13 protein-coding genes are annotated in these 15,054 nt (G+C 63.7%); 5 read left to right on the forward strand and 8 right to left on the reverse strand.

The annotated features are described in order from the left end of the window. Positions 1 to 108: 108 nt before the first annotated feature. Positions 109 to 2,817 (forward strand): preprotein translocase subunit SecA, encoded by a 2,709-nt coding sequence (gene secA, locus AKL02_RS00555; protein ID WP_083076540.1) that lies wholly within the window; start codon positions 109 to 111, stop codon positions 2,815 to 2,817. Between the two features lie 234 nt (positions 2,818 to 3,051). Further along, positions 3,052 to 4,014: a hypothetical protein gene (locus tag AKL02_RS00560; protein WP_133051933.1), complete on the forward strand. Its 963-nt coding sequence runs from the start codon at positions 3,052 to 3,054 to the stop codon at positions 4,012 to 4,014. On the opposite strand, the gene radC is transcribed toward AKL02_RS00560, so the two are convergent. The 3 genes from radC to dnaK all read right to left on the reverse strand — a co-directional run bounded on the left by radC (position 4,005) and on the right by dnaK (position 8,015). After that, positions 4,005 to 4,766: a RadC family protein gene (gene radC / locus AKL02_RS00565; RefSeq protein ID WP_083076777.1), complete on the reverse strand. Its 762-nt coding sequence runs from the start codon at positions 4,764 to 4,766 to the stop codon at positions 4,005 to 4,007. The two genes, AKL02_RS00560 and radC, sit on opposite strands and share 10 nt — an antisense overlap. A gap of 94 nt (positions 4,767 to 4,860) precedes the next feature. Next, positions 4,861 to 6,024 (reverse strand): molecular chaperone DnaJ, encoded by a 1,164-nt coding sequence (gene dnaJ / locus AKL02_RS00570; RefSeq protein WP_078570707.1) that lies wholly within the window; start codon positions 6,022 to 6,024, stop codon positions 4,861 to 4,863. Between the two features lie 74 nt (positions 6,025 to 6,098). Next, complete coding sequence (gene dnaK, locus AKL02_RS00575; protein WP_078605951.1) at positions 6,099 to 8,015, reverse strand: molecular chaperone DnaK; 1,917 nt, start codon at positions 8,013 to 8,015, stop codon at positions 6,099 to 6,101. Between the two features lie 182 nt (positions 8,016 to 8,197). Between dnaK and AKL02_RS00580 the strand changes: the two genes are divergently transcribed. Next, the gene (locus AKL02_RS00580) at positions 8,198 to 8,833 is read left to right on the forward strand and encodes an alpha-ketoglutarate-dependent dioxygenase AlkB family protein (RefSeq protein ID WP_083076533.1); all 636 of its coding nucleotides are present in this window, start codon (positions 8,198 to 8,200) and stop codon (positions 8,831 to 8,833) included. Between the two features lie 66 nt (positions 8,834 to 8,899). Here AKL02_RS00580 and AKL02_RS00585 read toward each other — a convergent pair whose 3' ends face one another. Both AKL02_RS00585 and AKL02_RS00590 read right to left on the reverse strand, forming a co-directional pair. Then, positions 8,900 to 10,042 carry an alkane 1-monooxygenase gene (locus AKL02_RS00585; RefSeq protein ID WP_083076530.1) on the reverse strand — a complete coding sequence of 381 codons (1,143 nt, stop codon included), beginning with the start codon at positions 10,040 to 10,042 and terminating at the stop codon, positions 8,900 to 8,902. Positions 10,043 to 10,100: 58 nt separating this feature from the next. Continuing rightward, positions 10,101 to 11,087, reverse strand: a complete 987-nt coding sequence (locus tag AKL02_RS00590) for an A/G-specific adenine glycosylase (protein ID WP_232621804.1) — start codon at positions 11,085 to 11,087, stop codon at positions 10,101 to 10,103. 150 nt (positions 11,088 to 11,237) lie between these two features. On the opposite strand from AKL02_RS00590, the gene AKL02_RS00595 reads away from it, so the two are divergent. Further along, positions 11,238 to 11,786 (forward strand): DUF721 domain-containing protein, encoded by a 549-nt coding sequence (locus AKL02_RS00595; RefSeq protein ID WP_108722333.1) that lies wholly within the window; start codon positions 11,238 to 11,240, stop codon positions 11,784 to 11,786. Continuing rightward, positions 11,787 to 12,464 (forward strand): DsbA family protein, encoded by a 678-nt coding sequence (locus tag AKL02_RS00600; protein ID WP_083076521.1) that lies wholly within the window; start codon positions 11,787 to 11,789, stop codon positions 12,462 to 12,464. A 48-nt stretch (positions 12,465 to 12,512) separates the two neighbouring features. Here AKL02_RS00600 and lpxK read toward each other — a convergent pair whose 3' ends face one another. From lpxK to AKL02_RS00615, 3 genes are read right to left on the reverse strand one after another with little or no spacing between them, the layout of a single operon-like run. Next, complete coding sequence (gene lpxK / locus AKL02_RS00605; protein WP_083076518.1) at positions 12,513 to 13,502, reverse strand: tetraacyldisaccharide 4'-kinase; 990 nt, start codon at positions 13,500 to 13,502, stop codon at positions 12,513 to 12,515. Then, positions 13,502 to 14,740: a 3-deoxy-D-manno-octulosonic acid transferase gene (locus AKL02_RS00610; RefSeq protein ID WP_083076515.1), complete on the reverse strand. Its 1,239-nt coding sequence runs from the start codon at positions 14,738 to 14,740 to the stop codon at positions 13,502 to 13,504. The genes lpxK and AKL02_RS00610 overlap by 1 nt, the downstream gene beginning before the upstream one ends. Positions 14,741 to 14,747: 7 nt before the next feature. Then, positions 14,748 to 15,005, reverse strand: coding sequence for a DUF4170 domain-containing protein (locus tag AKL02_RS00615; RefSeq protein ID WP_078522252.1), 258 nt, complete (start codon positions 15,003 to 15,005; stop codon positions 14,748 to 14,750). Positions 15,006 to 15,054: the final 49 nt, after the last annotated feature.

The raw sequence follows: 15,054 nt of genomic DNA on the forward strand, positions 1-15,054 counted from the left end.
GCCTGTAAGAGCCATTTCGGCCTTGTTTCGCTAGCTCTTCTAGGCAAGCAAACCCTATGCGACAAGGCACAGGGAATAACGATCTGGTCAGCTACCCTCGGAGATTACATGCTCGGCATCGGAACACTCGCGAAGAAGGTCTTCGGCACGTCGAATGATCGTAAGGTGAAATCGGTGCGCCCGCTGGTGGCCAAGATCAACGCGCTGGAGGAGGAGTTCGCAGCCCTCTCCGACGAACAGATCATCGAAAAGACGCGCGACTTCCAGCGCCGCGTGCAGGAAGAAGGCGAGAGCCTCGACAAGATCCTGCCCGAAGCCTTCGCCAACTGTCGCGAAGCCGCGAAGCGTGCACTCGGCCTTCGGGCCTTCGACGTGCAGCTCGTCGGCGGCATCTTCCTGCATCAGGGCAATATCGCCGAGATGAAGACGGGCGAAGGGAAAACCCTCGTCGCGACTTTCCCGGCCTATCTGAACGCGCTTGCGGGCAAGGGCGTGCATGTCGTCACCGTGAACGACTATCTCGCGCGGCGTGACGCGGAGTGGATGAGCAAGGTCTATGGCGCGCTGGGTCTGACCACCGGCGTCGTCGTGCCCTTCCAGGCCGAGCCCGAGAAGAAACAGGCCTACGCCGCCGACATCACCTATTCGACGAATAACGAACTTGGCTTCGATTATCTGCGCGACAACATGAAGACCTCGGTCGACCAGATGATGCAGCGCGGCCATTTCTACGCGATCATCGACGAGGTCGACTCGATCCTGATCGACGAGGCGCGCACGCCGCTGATCATTTCGGGTCCGTCCGACGACCGCTCGGAGCTGTATATCACGCTCGACAAGTTCATCCCGAGCCTGAGCGAAGAGCATTATACCATCGACGAGAAGGCCCGCACCGCGACCTTCACCGAAGAGGGCAACGACTTCCTCGAAAACATCCTCCTGGAGGGGGGCGTTCTGCCCGAGGGCCAGTCGCTCTACGATCCGGAAAGCACGACCATCGTGCACCACGTGAACCAAGCCCTGCGCGCCCATAAGCTGTTCTTCAAGGATCAGAACTACGTCGTGCAATCGGGCGAGGTCGTGCTGATCGACGAATTCACCGGCCGTATGATGAAGGGCCGCCGCCTCTCGGAAGGTCTGCATCAGGCGATCGAAGCCAAGGAAGGCGTCGAAATTCAGCCCGAGAACGTGACGCTGGCCTCGGTCACCTTCCAGAACTACTTCCGCCTCTACGACAAGCTCGGCGGGATGACCGGCACCGCGGCCACCGAGGCCGAAGAATTCGCCGAGATCTACTCGCTCGGCGTGGTCGAGATTCCGACCAACCGTCCGATCGCGCGGAAAGACGAACACGACCGCGTCTACCGGACCGCGCAGGAGAAATACGACGCCGTCGTCGAGGCGATCAAGAAGGCCAACGAGAAGGGCCAGCCGATGCTCGTCGGCACCACCTCGATCGAGAAGTCCGAGATGCTCTCGGACATGCTCAAGAAGGCCGGCATCAAGCACAACGTCCTGAACGCCCGCCAGCACGAGCAGGAAGCGACCATCGTCGCCGAGGCCGGCCGTCTGGGTGCGGTGACCATCGCGACCAACATGGCAGGCCGCGGGACCGACATTCAGCTTGGCGGCAATGTCGAGATGCGCGTGCAGGACGAACTCGCGGCGAATCCCGATGCCGATCCCGAAGAGGTCCGCAAGCGGATCGACGCGGCGACCGCTGAGGAAAAGGCGAAGGTTCTGGAAGCGGGCGGGCTGTTCGTTCTCGCGACCGAGCGCCACGAAAGCCGCCGCATCGACAACCAGCTGCGCGGCCGTTCGGGCCGTCAGGGCGACCCGGGGCGCTCGCTGTTCTTCCTCTCGCTGGAAGACGACCTGATGCGGATCTTCGGCTCCGACAAGCTCGATTCGGTCCTCTCGAAGCTGGGCATGAAAGAGGGCGAGGCGATCGTCCACCCGTGGGTGAACAAGTCGCTTGAGCGCGCGCAGGCGAAGGTCGAGGGCCGCAACTTTGACATCCGTAAGCAGCTTCTGAAATTCGATGACGTGATGAACGACCAGCGGAAAGCGGTCTTCTCGCAGCGTCGCGAAATCATGGAAACCGAAGAGGTCGGCGAGATCACCCGCGACATGCGCGTGCAGGTGATCGAGGACCTCGTGGACCGCTTCATGCCGCCGAAATCCTATGCCGATCAATGGGATGTCGAAGGCATGCATCAAGAGGTGATCGAACAGCTCAACCTCGACGTGCCGCTCGCGGAATGGGCCGAGGAAGAGGGCGTCGATCAAGAAGTCGTCACCGAGCGTCTCGAGGAAGCGACTGATACGCTGATGGCCGAGAAGGCCGAGGCGTTCGGCGCCGACACGATGCAGATGATCGAAAAGCAGGTCCTGCTGCAGATCATCGACGCGAAATGGCGCGAGCATCTGGTCACGCTCGATCAGTTGCGCCAGACCATCGGTTTCCGCGGCTATGCGCAGCGCGATCCGCTGTCGGAATTCAAGACCGAGGGCTTCCAGCTGTTCGAGATCATGCTCGACAGCCTGCGCTCGGACGTGACGCAGCAGCTGGCCCGTATCCGCCCGCTCACCGAAGAAGAGCAGGCGCAGATGATGCAGGCGCAACAGCAGCCCGCACCCGCCGAGGCGTCGGCGGAAGCCCCGACCGAGGCGGTGCCCGAGGTCGAGGTGGTGGGCGAGCCGCTGCCGGGCTTCGACGAGACGAATCCGGCGACCTGGGGCGAGCCGTCGCGCAACGATCCTTGCCCCTGCGGGTCGGGCAAGAAGTTCAAGCATTGCCACGGGCAATTGGTTTGACACAACTCTGACGCGAATGTGGCAAAGTTGAGGCGGCTTCGGCCGCCTTTTCCATATCTTGTTGGAGTCATTGACTCTCTTGGCAGGTCCACCCCCCACGCCAGCCGCGTGAGAGGCACTATTTCCCAATTCGCGCCGCAGCTTCGCCGCTTTCGGTCATTAGAAAATTATTAAGCAGTTTTCTAAGACAGACCCCAGTTCGAGGCGGCGATGCGCACCATTCGCAAGATATCCATGATCGGAGCGACATTCCTGCTCGCCGCCGCGACCGGTCATGTGATGCAAAGCGTGGGTCCGCGTCCGCAACTCGGTGCGTCTTTGGTGGCGAGCTCGGTCAGTCGCGAGACTTGGAGAAATCGGGTCGAGCCGCGCGAGGAACCGCGGGTGCAGCTCATTTCGAAAACCGTTCTTCGTAATCCGCCGGTCTATCATTTCGCGACGGATCCCGGTGTCGGGATCGTGCCTGCGACGGTGCGCACATCCGGCGACCAGTTCACCTCTTCGCTTTCGCAACCGATGCCGTTGAAAACCGGCGCTGCCGATTGCGGGCACGCCGTCCTGTCGGTCACCCCCGCAGGCGATGGGCTGACCAAGCTGGAGCTGAGCGCGCCGTGCCACCCCGATACGAAACTGACGATCCGCGATGCGTCGCTCTCGATTGCCGGGCAGACCGATAAGTCGGGGGCTTTCTCGGCTATCCTGCCTTTGCTCGCGCCGACGACGTCGCTGGAAGTCACCACCGGTGGATCGACGATCGCACAGGTCGAGGCCGCGGCGTCGGGGCTCGATAAGATCAACCGCGCGATCTGGGTGACCGATGGACAAAGCCCGTTGCATCTGAACGTCTATGAGAACGGCGCGCAGTTCGACGATGCAGGCCATCTCGACGTGACCGAGCCGCGCACGCCGGAAACCTCGCTGGGCGGCTATATGCAAAGCTTCACCTCCGCAGATGGCAAACGCATCGAAATCTATACCGCACCCAAGACGCTCACCGCGCTCAAGCTGCAACTCGAGGCGACGTTGTCCCCTGACGATTGCGGCAAACCGGTCGACGGTCGGCTGATGCGGATGCATGGCACCGGGACTGCAGCGATGCCGATCACGCTCGATCTGCCCGCCTGCCCGTCCGATGGCGGCGCGGTGGTTCTGCCGCTGGATGGGTTCGAATCCCAGGGCCTGACCGCTCAAAAGTAACCCTCCGACCGCAGACTGATTTCGCAATCTTTGCCGAGGATCAGGTGATCGTGCAGCACGATGCCGAAGAGCTTCGCCGCCTCGTCGATCTGCCGTGTGAGGGCGATATCCGCCTCCGACGGGGTCGGGTCGCCCGACGGATGGTTGTGCACCAGAATCAGCGCCGAGGCATTGGCCTCCAGCGCGCGCTTCATCACCTCGCGCGGATAGACGGGGACATGATCCACCGTGCCGCGGCCTTGTTCCTCATCCGCAATCAGCGCGTTCTTCCGGTCCAACAGCAGCAGACGAAACTGCTCCGTCTCGGCATGGGGCATCGCCATGTGACAGTAGTCGACAAGCGCCTGCCACGAGCTGAGCACCGGTCGATGCATCACCTTCGACCGTGCGAGCCTTTGCGCCGAGGCCTCCACCAGCTTCAACTCGATCACCACGGCCTCGCCCACGCCGATCACTTGGCGCAGGCGGTGAGGCGGGGCAGAGACCACCCGCCCGAAATCGCCGAAGGTTTCGATCAGGTGACGGGCGAGAGGTTTGACGTCCTGCCGCGGGATCGCGCGAAACAGCACCAGTTCAAGTAGTTCGTAATCGGGCAAGGGCTGCGCGCCGCCTTCCATGAACCGCGTGCGCAGCCGTTGCCGATGATCGAACAGATAGGACGGTTTGGACGCGCCCGGCGGAGGATGGATCGAGGTGCCGCCGGTGAACAACGGCAGCGGAGGCTCCTGCATATGATGGGGCATCTGGTCCATGAAACAGACCATGAACGATTCGGATTGAAGAAAGCCTTAATCAGCCTCCGTCAGCCCAAAGAAAAAGGCGCCCGAAGGCGCCTTTTCGAAATGATCACTGGGTCATGCCATCCCAGAAGCTTTTGACTTTCTTGAAGAAACTCGCGCCTTCCGGGTTGTTCTCGGCTTCGATCCCCTGGAACTCCTTGAGGATTTCCTTCTGCCGTGCGGTCAGGTTCACCGGGGTTTCGACGGCCAGTTCGATGAACATGTCGCCGGCCCCGCCGCCGCGCAGCGCGGGCATACCCTTGCCACGCAGGCGCATCTGCCGCCCCGATTGGCTGCCGGCCGGGATTTTCACACGGCTTCGACCGCCATCGATCGTCGGCACTTCGACCTCGCCCCCAAGGGCTGCGGTCGCCATGCTGACCGGCACGCGGCAGTGCAAATCGGTGCCTTCGCGTTCGAAGATCGCGTGCGGCTGGACCTCGATGAAGATGTAGAGATCGCCCGAAGGACCACCGCGCAGCCCCGCCTCGCCTTCGCCGGCGTGACGGATGCGGGTGCCAGTCTCGACCCCCGGAGGGATGTTGACCTGAAGCTGGCGATCGACCTCCACGCGGCCTGCACCATGGCAGACCTTGCAGGGGTTCTTCACCACCTGACCCTGGCCACCGCAGGTCGGGCAGGTCCGCTCGACCGTGAAGAAGCCGTTCTGCGCGCGCACCTTGCCCAGACCCGAACAGGTCGGACAGGTCTGCGGCTCGGAGCCGCCTTCCGCACCGGAGCCGTTACACTCGGTACAGGCGGCCGAGCTTGGCACGTTGATCGTCTTGTGGGTGCCGCGATACGCCTCTTCGAGCGTGACGCGCATGTTGTAGCGCAGATCGGAGCCCCGCTGTGCGCGCGAACGCCCACCGCCGGGACCGGCTCTGCCGCCGCCCATGAAATCACCGAACAGGTCTTCGAAGACGTCGGAGAAGGCCGAGGCGAAGTCGCCCTGACCGCCCGCGCCGCCGTAGCCGCCGCCCGGACGCCCGCCGCCCATGCCGCCTTCGAAGGCCGCGTGACCGAACCGGTCGTACGCTGCTTTCTTCTCGGCGTCCTTGAGGACGTCGTAAGCCTCGTTCACTTCCTTGAACTGGGCCTCGGCATCGGGATTGTCGGAATTGCGATCGGGATGAAGCTCTTTCGCCTTCTTGCGATAGGCTTTCTTGATCTCTTCGGCCGAGGCGCCTTTGGCAGTTCCCAGAACGTCGTAATAGTCGCGTTTTGCCATTGGTTACCCCCTTGGCGGAACGCAGGCGGGCCCGCCCTTAGAAAAGGCAGGCCCTCCCGACATTCCATGCGCAATTACTTGCGCTCGTCCTCGCCCAGATCTTCGAAGTCAGCGTCGACGATATCTTCATCGACATCGCGCGGGCTGTCTTCGTCGTTGGAGCTCTCGCCCTGACCGGCTTTCTCCTGCTCGGCCTTGTAGATGGCCTCGCCGAGTTTCATCGCCGCATCCGTCAGGTTCTGGATCGCGCCTTTGATCTTGCCGGCTTCCTCGGTCTTGAGGGCTTCCTCAAGCGCGTTGGCCGCCAGTTCGATCGCTTCGACGGTCGAGGCATCGACCTTGTCGCCGTGATCTTCGAGCGACTTGCGGGTCGAGTGCAGGAGCGATTCGCCCTGGTTCTTGGTTTCGACCAGTTCCTTGCGGGACTTGTCCGCGTCGGCATTCGCCTCTGCGTCCTGAACCATTTTCTCGATCTCGTCGTCGGTCAGACCGCCGGACGCCTGGATCGTGATCTTCTGCTCCTTGCCGGTGCCCTTGTCCTTCGCCGAAACGGACACGATGCCGTTGGCGTCGATGTCGAAGGTCACTTCGATCTGCGGCATGCCGCGCGGGGCCGGCGGGATGTCCTCGAGGTTGAACATGCCGAGCATCTTGTTGTCGGCAGCCATCTCGCGCTCACCCTGGAAGACCCGGATCGTCACTGCGTTCTGGTTGTCTTCCGCGGTGGAGAACACCTGGCTCTTCTTCGTCGGGATCGTCGTGTTGCGATCGATCAGGCGGGTGAACACGCCACCCAGCGTCTCGATGCCGAGCGACAGCGGGGTCACGTCGAGCAGGACGACGTCTTTCACGTCACCTTGAAGAACGCCGGCCTGAATGGCCGCACCGAGCGCCACAACCTCATCCGGGTTCACACCCTTATGCGGCTCTTTGCCGAAGAAGCCGGTCACTTCTTCCACGACTTTCGGCATACGGGTCATGCCGCCGACGAGCACGACTTCGTCGATCTCGTCCTTGGAGACGCCCGCATCCTTGAGCGCGGCGGCGCAGGGCTTCAGCGAAGCCTTGATGAGGTCGCCCACGAGGCTTTCCAGCTTCGCACGGGTCAATTTCATGACCATGTGCAGCGGGGTGCCGTCCTTGCCCATCGAGATGAAGGGCTGGTTGATCTCGGTCTGGCTCGAGCTCGACAGCTCGATCTTCGCTTTCTCGGCAGCTTCCTTCAGACGCTGCAGCGCCATCTTGTCTTTGGTGAGGTCGACTCCATGCTCTTTTTTGAACTCGTCAGCGAGGTAGTTGACGATGCGCATGTCGAAGTCTTCACCGCCGAGGAACGTGTCGCCGTTGGTCGATTTCACTTCGAAGAGACCGTCGTCGATCTCGAGGATGGTGATGTCGAACGTACCGCCGCCAAGGTCATAGACCGCGATGGTTTTCGATTCTTTCTTGTCGAGGCCATAGGCCAGCGCAGCCGCGGTCGGCTCGTTGATGATGCGCAGCACTTCGAGGCCAGCGATCTTGCCGGCGTCTTTGGTGGCCTGACGCTGAGCGTCGTTGAAGTAGGCGGGCACGGTAATGACGGCCTGCGTGACTTCCTCACCCAGATAGCTTTCGGCGGTTTCCTTCATCTTCTGAAGAATCACGGCCGAAACCTGAGCCGGGGAGTACTTGTCGCCCTTCACTTCGACCCATGCGTCGCCATTGCCGCCGTCGACGATGGAATAGGGAACGAGTTTCTTGTCCTTCTCGACTTCCGCATCGGTGGTGCGGCGACCGATCAGACGCTTAACAGCGAAAACGGTGTTCGAGGGGTTGGTGACCGCCTGACGTTTCGCCGGCTGGCCGACCAGACGTTCGTCGTCCGTGTAGGCGACGATCGAGGGGGTGGTGCGCGCCCCTTCGGAGTTTTCAATCACTCGGGGCTGTGCGCCATCCATGATGGCGACGCAGGAGTTCGTGGTCCCGAGGTCGATACCAATGACTTTACCCATGATGTTACCTCTCTTGGCGATATGACGGGGAACGGGTCCATTCAGGCCCCCGGCCCCTATCCCTTGGGTTTCGGTTTCATGTTCTGCTATCTGGCGGTGTGAGCCGCCTTCGGCTTCGAAGCGTATATAAGGAGGGGAAAATCGGGCTGCAAGAAGGCTCCCCCGAGGAAGAGGGTGAGAAAATGACAGAAAATCCGAAACACGCAATATCTCGGCCCGATCCGCAGGAGATTCGCGGCTTCCGCCATTATCCCGGCTGGCTGGACCTCGACGAGCAAAAGGCGCTGATCGAGACGCTGCGCGGTGTCGTGGCGCAGGCGCCGCTGTTCTCGCCGATGACACCCTACGGCAAGCCGATGTCGGTGCGCATGACGTCGGCCGGGCGGTTCGGCTGGATCTCCGACCGGCGCGGCTACCGCTATTCGGAGGCCCATCCCGACGGCCTACCTTGGCCCGCAATCCCACAGCCGATCCTCGATATCTGGGAGGCGGTTTCGGGCACGCCCCGCGCCCCCGAATGCTGTCTCATCAACTTCTACGGCGAAGGCGCGAAGATGGGGATGCATCAGGACCGCGACGAGCAGGATTTCGATCAGCCCGTGGTCTCGGTCTCGCTGGGCGATGACGGGCTGTTTCGCATCGGGAACAAGACCCGCGGTGGCAAGACCGAAAGCCTCTGGCTGCGTTCGGGCGATGTGATGGTGATGGGGGGCGAGGCGCGGCTGCTTTATCATGGAATCGACCGCGTGAAGCCCGGCACCTCGCCGCTGATGCCGAAGGGTGGGCGGATCAACCTGACGATGCGCGTCGTGACCTGAGGCCTGTGCCGGTGGCTGCTAGGGGAGCCTCCGGCGGGGATATTTTCATCAAGAGGAAGAGGCTAGTTAGAAAGAGCCGCGCGGCAGCGGCGTCGTGCCCTTGTTATAGGGCGTCCAATCCTCGACATCCGGGTAGTATTTCCGCCGCCACGCTCGCACGCGCGGGTTCATCCGACGACGCCAGAGCGGCGGGATCATCGCCAGCGCCGTCATGCCGGGATAGCCAAAGGGCAGCTGCGGGGCTTCCTCGGCATCGTAGGTCTGCAGGAGCGGGAAGCGGCGGTCGGGTTTGTAATGGTGATCCGAATGGCGCTGCAAATTGATCAGCAGCCAGTTCGAGGCCATGTGATCGGCGTTCCAGCTATGGCGCGGCAGGACATGCTCATAACGCCCCTCGCCCTTGTATTGCCGGGTCAGGCCGTAATGCTCGACATAGTTGGTCAGTTCCAGCTGCCAGATCGCGAAGAGCGCCTGCAGCAGAAACAGACCGAGCCCCATCCAGCCACCCAATAGCGCCGCCACGATCAGCGCCAGCGCCTGCAATGCGGCGTAGCGCCAGAACGGGTTGGAGCGGTGCCAGACCGGACGGTCCGCGCGGCTGAGTTTCAGTTTCTCGGCTCTCCAGGCGGAGCGGGGGCATTCAAAGATCACCCGCCAGAAGAAGCGGTGAAACCCCTCGTTGTAGCGCGCCGAGACCGCATCGCGGGGCGTGCCGACCCAGAGGTGGTGGACCAGCAGATGTTCGGTCCGGAAATGGGAGTAAAGGACGCTCGCCAGCAGCAGATCGCCCAGCCAGCGTTCCAGCTTGCTCTTCTGGTGCAGCAATTCGTGGGCATAGACGATGCCGATCGTGCCCGAGATCACGCCCACGCCGAACATCAGGGCGACGATCTCGAAGCCGTTCAGATGGCTCGTATGGGTCACCCACCAGATCGCGCCGAAGATCACGGCCGCCTGAATCGGGAACCAGATCAGCGTGATCGCGCGATACCAGAACAGGTCGGCCTCGGGCGTCCCGGTGTCGGGCTGATCCTCGTTACGGCCGAGTAGCTGGTCGAGCACCGTCGTCAGCCACCACGCATAGGCGGGCAGCAGGATCAGGGTCCAACCGCCGAACCACGCCTCGATCCCCGCCAGCGGCACGGTGCCGAGCGACAGCCAGAAGGGCAGGGCGTGAGAGGGGCGGCGGATTTCGTCGCGGCTGGACATCGGGGCCTCGTGAGCGATGCGGGCGCGGTCATACTAGCCGAACGCTAACCCGATACAATCACTCGGGTTGCGGCCATTCGGCGCTTTGGGCTGCATCCCAGACCTTGCGCATCAGGGTGGGTAGATCGCCGGGCCGGAAATCGGCGCGCGGGGTCATGGCGCGAGCCTCCGTGCGGGTGACATGGACCTGCAGGATCAGATGGAAATGGGTGAAGGTGTGGCGCACCTCGACCGGAGAGGTCGTCCAGTCGGCCTGCATCGGCGGGGCGGGTGTCGGCGCGTCGGACCAGTCGGAGCCGGGAAAGCCCAGCGTACCGCCTAAGAGTCCCTTGTCGGGGCGGCGTTCCAGCAGCACGTCGCCCTGACCGTTCATCGCGACATAGGCGAAGCCACGGCGGGTGGGCTTTTCCTTTTTCGGAGCCTTGCGTGGCAGCGTCTCGGCGATCCCGGCAGCGCGGGCGGTGCAGGCATCAATGAGCGGGCAGATGCCACAGGCCGGATTGCGCGGCGTGCAGATCGTCGCGCCCAGATCCATCATCGCCTGCGCGAAATCTCCGGGCCGATCCTCTGGCGTGATCTGCGCCGTCAATTCGGTCAGTTCCGTCTTCGCGCCGGGAAGCGGCGTGTCGACCGAGAAAAGGCGCGAGACGACGCGCTCGACGTTGCCGTCGACCACGGCGACCGGCTCGTCATAGGCGATGGCGGCGATCGCGGCGGAGGTGTAGGGGCCGATGCCGGGCAGCTTTTGCAGCTCCGCCGCCGTTTCGGGGAAGCGCCCGTTAAGATCACCTGCCACGACACGCGCGCATTTCAGCAGGTTGCGGGCGCGGGCGTAATAGCCCAGCCCGGCCCATTCGGCCATCACGTCGCCATCCTCGGCCGCCGCCAATGCACCGACATCGGGCCAGCGCTCGGTGAAGCGGCGGAAATAGTCGCGCACGGCGGCGACCGTGGTCTGCTGCAGCATCACCTCGGAGAGCCAGACGCGATAGGGATCGGGCCGTTCCCCTTCTGCACGATCCGTAGGCGACACGCGCCACGGCATGACGCGGGCATGGCTATCGTACCAAGTGAGCAGGGTTTCGCCGATTGCCCCTTTACCGTCACGCAATGTTTATGCTCCCCTCTTGCCGACCGGTTGGCCCGGCCCGATGTGCTTCCTAGAATGGGATGGATCAAGAGGAACCGCCCACGAATGAAGAAAAGCGACCCGCAAAAGACGCCTGCCCGGCGGATGCGTGGCTTTGAAGCCGCGGGCGGGCTGCTGCGCAACCGTATCCGCGCCGCGGGTGAAGCGCGTGGTTTTGCGGTCTCGCGCCTGCTGACCCATTGGGCGGAAGTGGTCGGGCCTGAGACGGCCGCGCAATGCCGCCCGGTCAAGATCGGCTACACCAAAGGCGGCTTCGGCGCGACCCTTACCCTGCTTACGACCGGGGCGGCGGCGCCGATGCTGCAGATGCAGTTGCCGCAAATCCGCGACAAGGTGAATGCCTGCTACGGCTATAACGCGATCTCGCGCATCTCGCTGACGCAGACCGCGCCGACCGGCTTTGCCGAAGGTCAGGCGCAATTCGCACCGAAACCGAAACCCGAACCCCGCAAGCCGGACCCCCACGTCGCCGAAGCGGCGAAGGCGCAGGTGGCCGATTGTGGCGATGCCGATCTCAAATCGGCGCTGGAAGAACTGGCAAGAAACGTTCTATCGAAGTCCGCAGAGCGGGCTGCACACAAGAAAGGCAGATAGATGAGCAAAACTCTTTCGATCCTCGGCGGCGCGGCTGTCATGGGGCTCCTCGCGACGGGCGGCTGGTATGCCAGCCAACATAGCGAGGCGAGCCTGATCACTGCGGCCCAAGCGCAGGAAGCAACGGCGAGCAAGGATGTCGAGACTCTGCCCGACGTGATTCTGGGTCAGGAAGACGCGCCGGTCACCGTGATCGAATATGCTTCCTATACTTGTCCGCACTGCGCCGAATGGCACAAGGTCGAGTACCCGCAGCTCAAGAAGAACTACATCGACACCGGCAAGGTGAAGTTCATCCAGCGCGAAGTCTATTTCGACAAGTACGGCGTCTGGGCCGGTCTGATCGCGCAATGCGGCGGCGATCCGAAATATTACGCGATCGCGGACATGATCTATAACAAGCAGAAGGACTGGATCGGCGACGGCAAGCCGCAGACCATCGCGGACAACCTGCGCAAGATCGGCCTGCAAGCCGGGCTGAGCAACGATCAGGTCACCGCCTGCATGAACGACGAGAAGCGCGCCGAGCGGATGGTCGCGACCTATCAGAAGAACGCGGGCGACGACAAAATCGACGCAACCCCGACCTTCATCATCGACGGCGAGAAGCATTCCAACATGGTTTGGGACGACTTCAAGAAAATCCTCGACGACGAGCTGGCGCAGAAAGCCAACTGATCGCGACGACAGATGTTACGAAGGCCGGTCCCGCGGGGCCGGCCTTTTTCATATCCCGAGCCTGTCGAGCGCTGCGTCGAGCGCTGTGGGGTCGTCGATCTCGAGCCGCACCGGCAGGGCGAGCACTTTCGGGCGGAAGCTTTCCGGCAGGCGGACCGCGTCTTTCTCGGTCGTCACCATCTGCGCGCCGAGCGTGTCGGCCTCCGCCTCGATGCGCTGCAACAGGCGGGTCGTGAAAGGCTGGTGATCTTCCAGCGCCTCGCCGCGCAGCAGCTCCGCGCCGAGACCGCGAAGGGTGGCGAAGAACTTCTCGGGATGGCCGATGCCTGCGAAGGCGAGGACGGGAAGGTCCTCCCAATCCATGCCCGTCTGAAGCGGAGCGAGCTGCCCCGTCAGATGTGGTTTCGAAATTCTGGAACTCCAGAAATTAGCGAATTCAATCTGTGCAGCTTCCGGCCCGATCGACAGCAGAAAGTCTGCGCGGGCCATTCCGGCCTCGATCGGTTCGCGCAGCGGCCCGGCAGGCAGGCAGCGCCCGTTGCCGAAGCCCTTATGCGCGTCGACCACCACGATGGAGAGGTCTTTGTACAATGCGGGGTTCTGATGGGCGTCGTCGAGCACGATCACCTGCGCTCCGGCCGCGACTGCCGCCTGCGCCCCTGCAGCCCGGTCGCGCGCCACCCAGACCGGCGCGAAAGCCGATAGCAACAGCGGCTCGTCCCCGGTCTCCTCGGCGCGATGGCTGCGCTCATCGACCTGCACCGGCCCTTCGAGCGATCCGCCATAGCCGCGCGTGACCACATGGGCGGTCACACCGCGTGCGGCCAGCCGTTGCACCAGCCAGATCACCGTCGGCGTCTTGCCGGTCCCGCCCGCGTTGATGTTGCCGACCGAGATCACCGGCACGTCGAGCCGCAGCCCCGGCTGCGCCACACGCCGCTTCGTCATCGCCGCGTAAATCGCGCCGAGCGGCGACAGCAGCCGTGCGCGCAGGCCCGGCGCGGCGGAGGTGTTGAACCAGAAGCCGGGCGCGCCCATCACGCCACCCGTGCGGGCTGGGTGCCCGAGAGAATCTCGGCCAGATCGCGGGCGATGGTCTCCACCGCGCCGGCGCCGCCCGAGGTCACTGCCCAGGCGTTATGGGCCAGCTGCGCAGAGCGTTCCGGCGCGATCAGGTCCGCGACCACTTCGGGCAGATCCTCGGGCACGACCACGCCGCGGCAGGCTTTCGCAGCCTCGAGCCGCAGGTAATCTTCGCGGAAAGGTGCGAGTTTCGGGCCATGCAGGATCGCCGATCCCAACGCCGCCGCCTCGACCGGGGAGCGTGGCGCCTGCGCCGTCCCCGACAAGGTGCCGCCCATATAGCTGAGCGCGGCCAGCCGGTACCAAAGCCCGTATTCCATCGCGTCGTCGGCGATGAAAATCTCGGTCGTCAGTTCCGGTTCGCCCTCGAGCGACCGGCGCGCGACCGACCAGCCCTCGGCGGTCAGCTGCGCGGCGAGGGCCTCGCCTTGGGATTCGTCATCCGGCGCAAGCAGAAGCAGCAGCCGATGCGCGTGGCGCTGGGCGTAGCGATGCGCGGCCGTCACCGGGCCGATTTCGGCCTCGGGCACGGCAGCGGCCAGCCAGACCGGACGTGCGCCCATCGATTCGGCCATCGAGGCGCGCTCTGCCTCGGAGCCGTAGAGCGGCTGCGGCGGCTCGCCGAGCGCACCGTCATTGACCACGATGACCGGCCCGTTCAGCCGGTCGCCCACCCGTTCGAGGCTCGCCTCGTCGCGCAGGTAGATGCGGTCGATCCGGCCCAGCAGCGTCAGTGAGACGTCATCGAGCCGCAGCCCATCCTGACCGCCGAGTTTCGCATCGGCCAGAACGCTGGCGATACCGCGTTTCTGCGTCTCCGCGATCAGGGCGGCGGGCAGCAAGTCGTCCATGATGAGCACGAGATCGGGGCGCCACGCATCCAAGACCAGACGGACGGACGCGGGACGATCCTCGGGGGTGGGCCGGAAATAGACCTCTTCGGGCAGCCCATCGGGCGGATCTTCCACGCCGCGCACCGTCATCGCAATGCGGATATCGGGCATCCGCGCGGCCACCCTGCGCGCGACCAGCCCGGCGGCTTCCGCGCATTTCCCCGCAGCCCAGATCCACAGCAGCGGGGCGTCGGCGCGCTCCTCCCCCTGACCGGCCTCGACCGCGGCTTTCGCCTTGGGTCCCGCAGGACGCAAGGCGGAGAGTTGCAGCCTGAGCCAGAGAGGAAGAGAGCGCGCCATGCCAGCCTTAGTTGCCGAGCTCTTCGGTGGTCGACACTTCGAGCTCTTCGTCGCGCAGGCGATGCAGGTGCGCGATGAAGTAACGGGTATGGGCGTCGTCGACGGTGCGCTGCGCCTCGGCCTTCCACGCGGCATAGGCGGAGGCGTAGTTCGGGTACATCCCGACGATATGGATATCGTCGACATTCTTGAATTCGGTGCGGCTCGGGGTCACCAGCTCGCCGCCGAAGACGAGGTGAAGACGTTGCGGGGTCGGTTTGGCCATAAGAACTCCTGTCGGCTTTTCTGCGGCGCAGAGATTACGCTTTGCCCCC

It is taken from the genome of Thioclava electrotropha (assembly GCF_002085925.2).
Taxonomy (GTDB): Bacteria; Pseudomonadota; Alphaproteobacteria; order Rhodobacterales; family Rhodobacteraceae; genus Thioclava; species Thioclava electrotropha.

What these genes read in the sequence shown, in the direction of transcription:
- secA (WP_083076540.1), top strand. Translation starts at nt 109, where the DNA reads ATGCTCGGCATCGGAACACTCGCGAAGAAGGTCTTCGGCACGTCGAAT.
- AKL02_RS00560 (WP_133051933.1), top strand. Translation starts at nt 3,052, where the DNA reads ATGATCGGAGCGACATTCCTGCTCGCCGCCGCGACCGGTCATGTGATG.
- radC (WP_083076777.1), bottom strand. Translation starts at nt 4,766, where the DNA reads ATGGACCAGATGCCCCATCATATGCAGGAGCCTCCGCTGCCGTTGTTC.
- dnaJ (WP_078570707.1), bottom strand. Translation starts at nt 6,024, where the DNA reads ATGGCAAAACGCGACTATTACGACGTTCTGGGAACTGCCAAAGGCGCC.
- dnaK (WP_078605951.1), bottom strand. Translation starts at nt 8,015, where the DNA reads ATGGGTAAAGTCATTGGTATCGACCTCGGGACCACGAACTCCTGCGTC.
- AKL02_RS00580 (WP_083076533.1), top strand. Translation starts at nt 8,198, where the DNA reads ATGACAGAAAATCCGAAACACGCAATATCTCGGCCCGATCCGCAGGAG.
- AKL02_RS00585 (WP_083076530.1), bottom strand. Translation starts at nt 10,042, where the DNA reads ATGTCCAGCCGCGACGAAATCCGCCGCCCCTCTCACGCCCTGCCCTTC.
- AKL02_RS00590 (WP_232621804.1), bottom strand. Translation starts at nt 11,087, where the DNA reads ATGCCGTGGCGCGTGTCGCCTACGGATCGTGCAGAAGGGGAACGGCCC.
- AKL02_RS00595 (WP_108722333.1), top strand. Translation starts at nt 11,238, where the DNA reads ATGAAGAAAAGCGACCCGCAAAAGACGCCTGCCCGGCGGATGCGTGGC.
- AKL02_RS00600 (WP_083076521.1), top strand. Translation starts at nt 11,787, where the DNA reads ATGAGCAAAACTCTTTCGATCCTCGGCGGCGCGGCTGTCATGGGGCTC.
- lpxK (WP_083076518.1), bottom strand. Translation starts at nt 13,502, where the DNA reads ATGGGCGCGCCCGGCTTCTGGTTCAACACCTCCGCCGCGCCGGGCCTG.
- AKL02_RS00610 (WP_083076515.1), bottom strand. Translation starts at nt 14,740, where the DNA reads ATGGCGCGCTCTCTTCCTCTCTGGCTCAGGCTGCAACTCTCCGCCTTG.
- AKL02_RS00615 (WP_078522252.1), bottom strand. Translation starts at nt 15,005, where the DNA reads ATGGCCAAACCGACCCCGCAACGTCTTCACCTCGTCTTCGGCGGCGAG.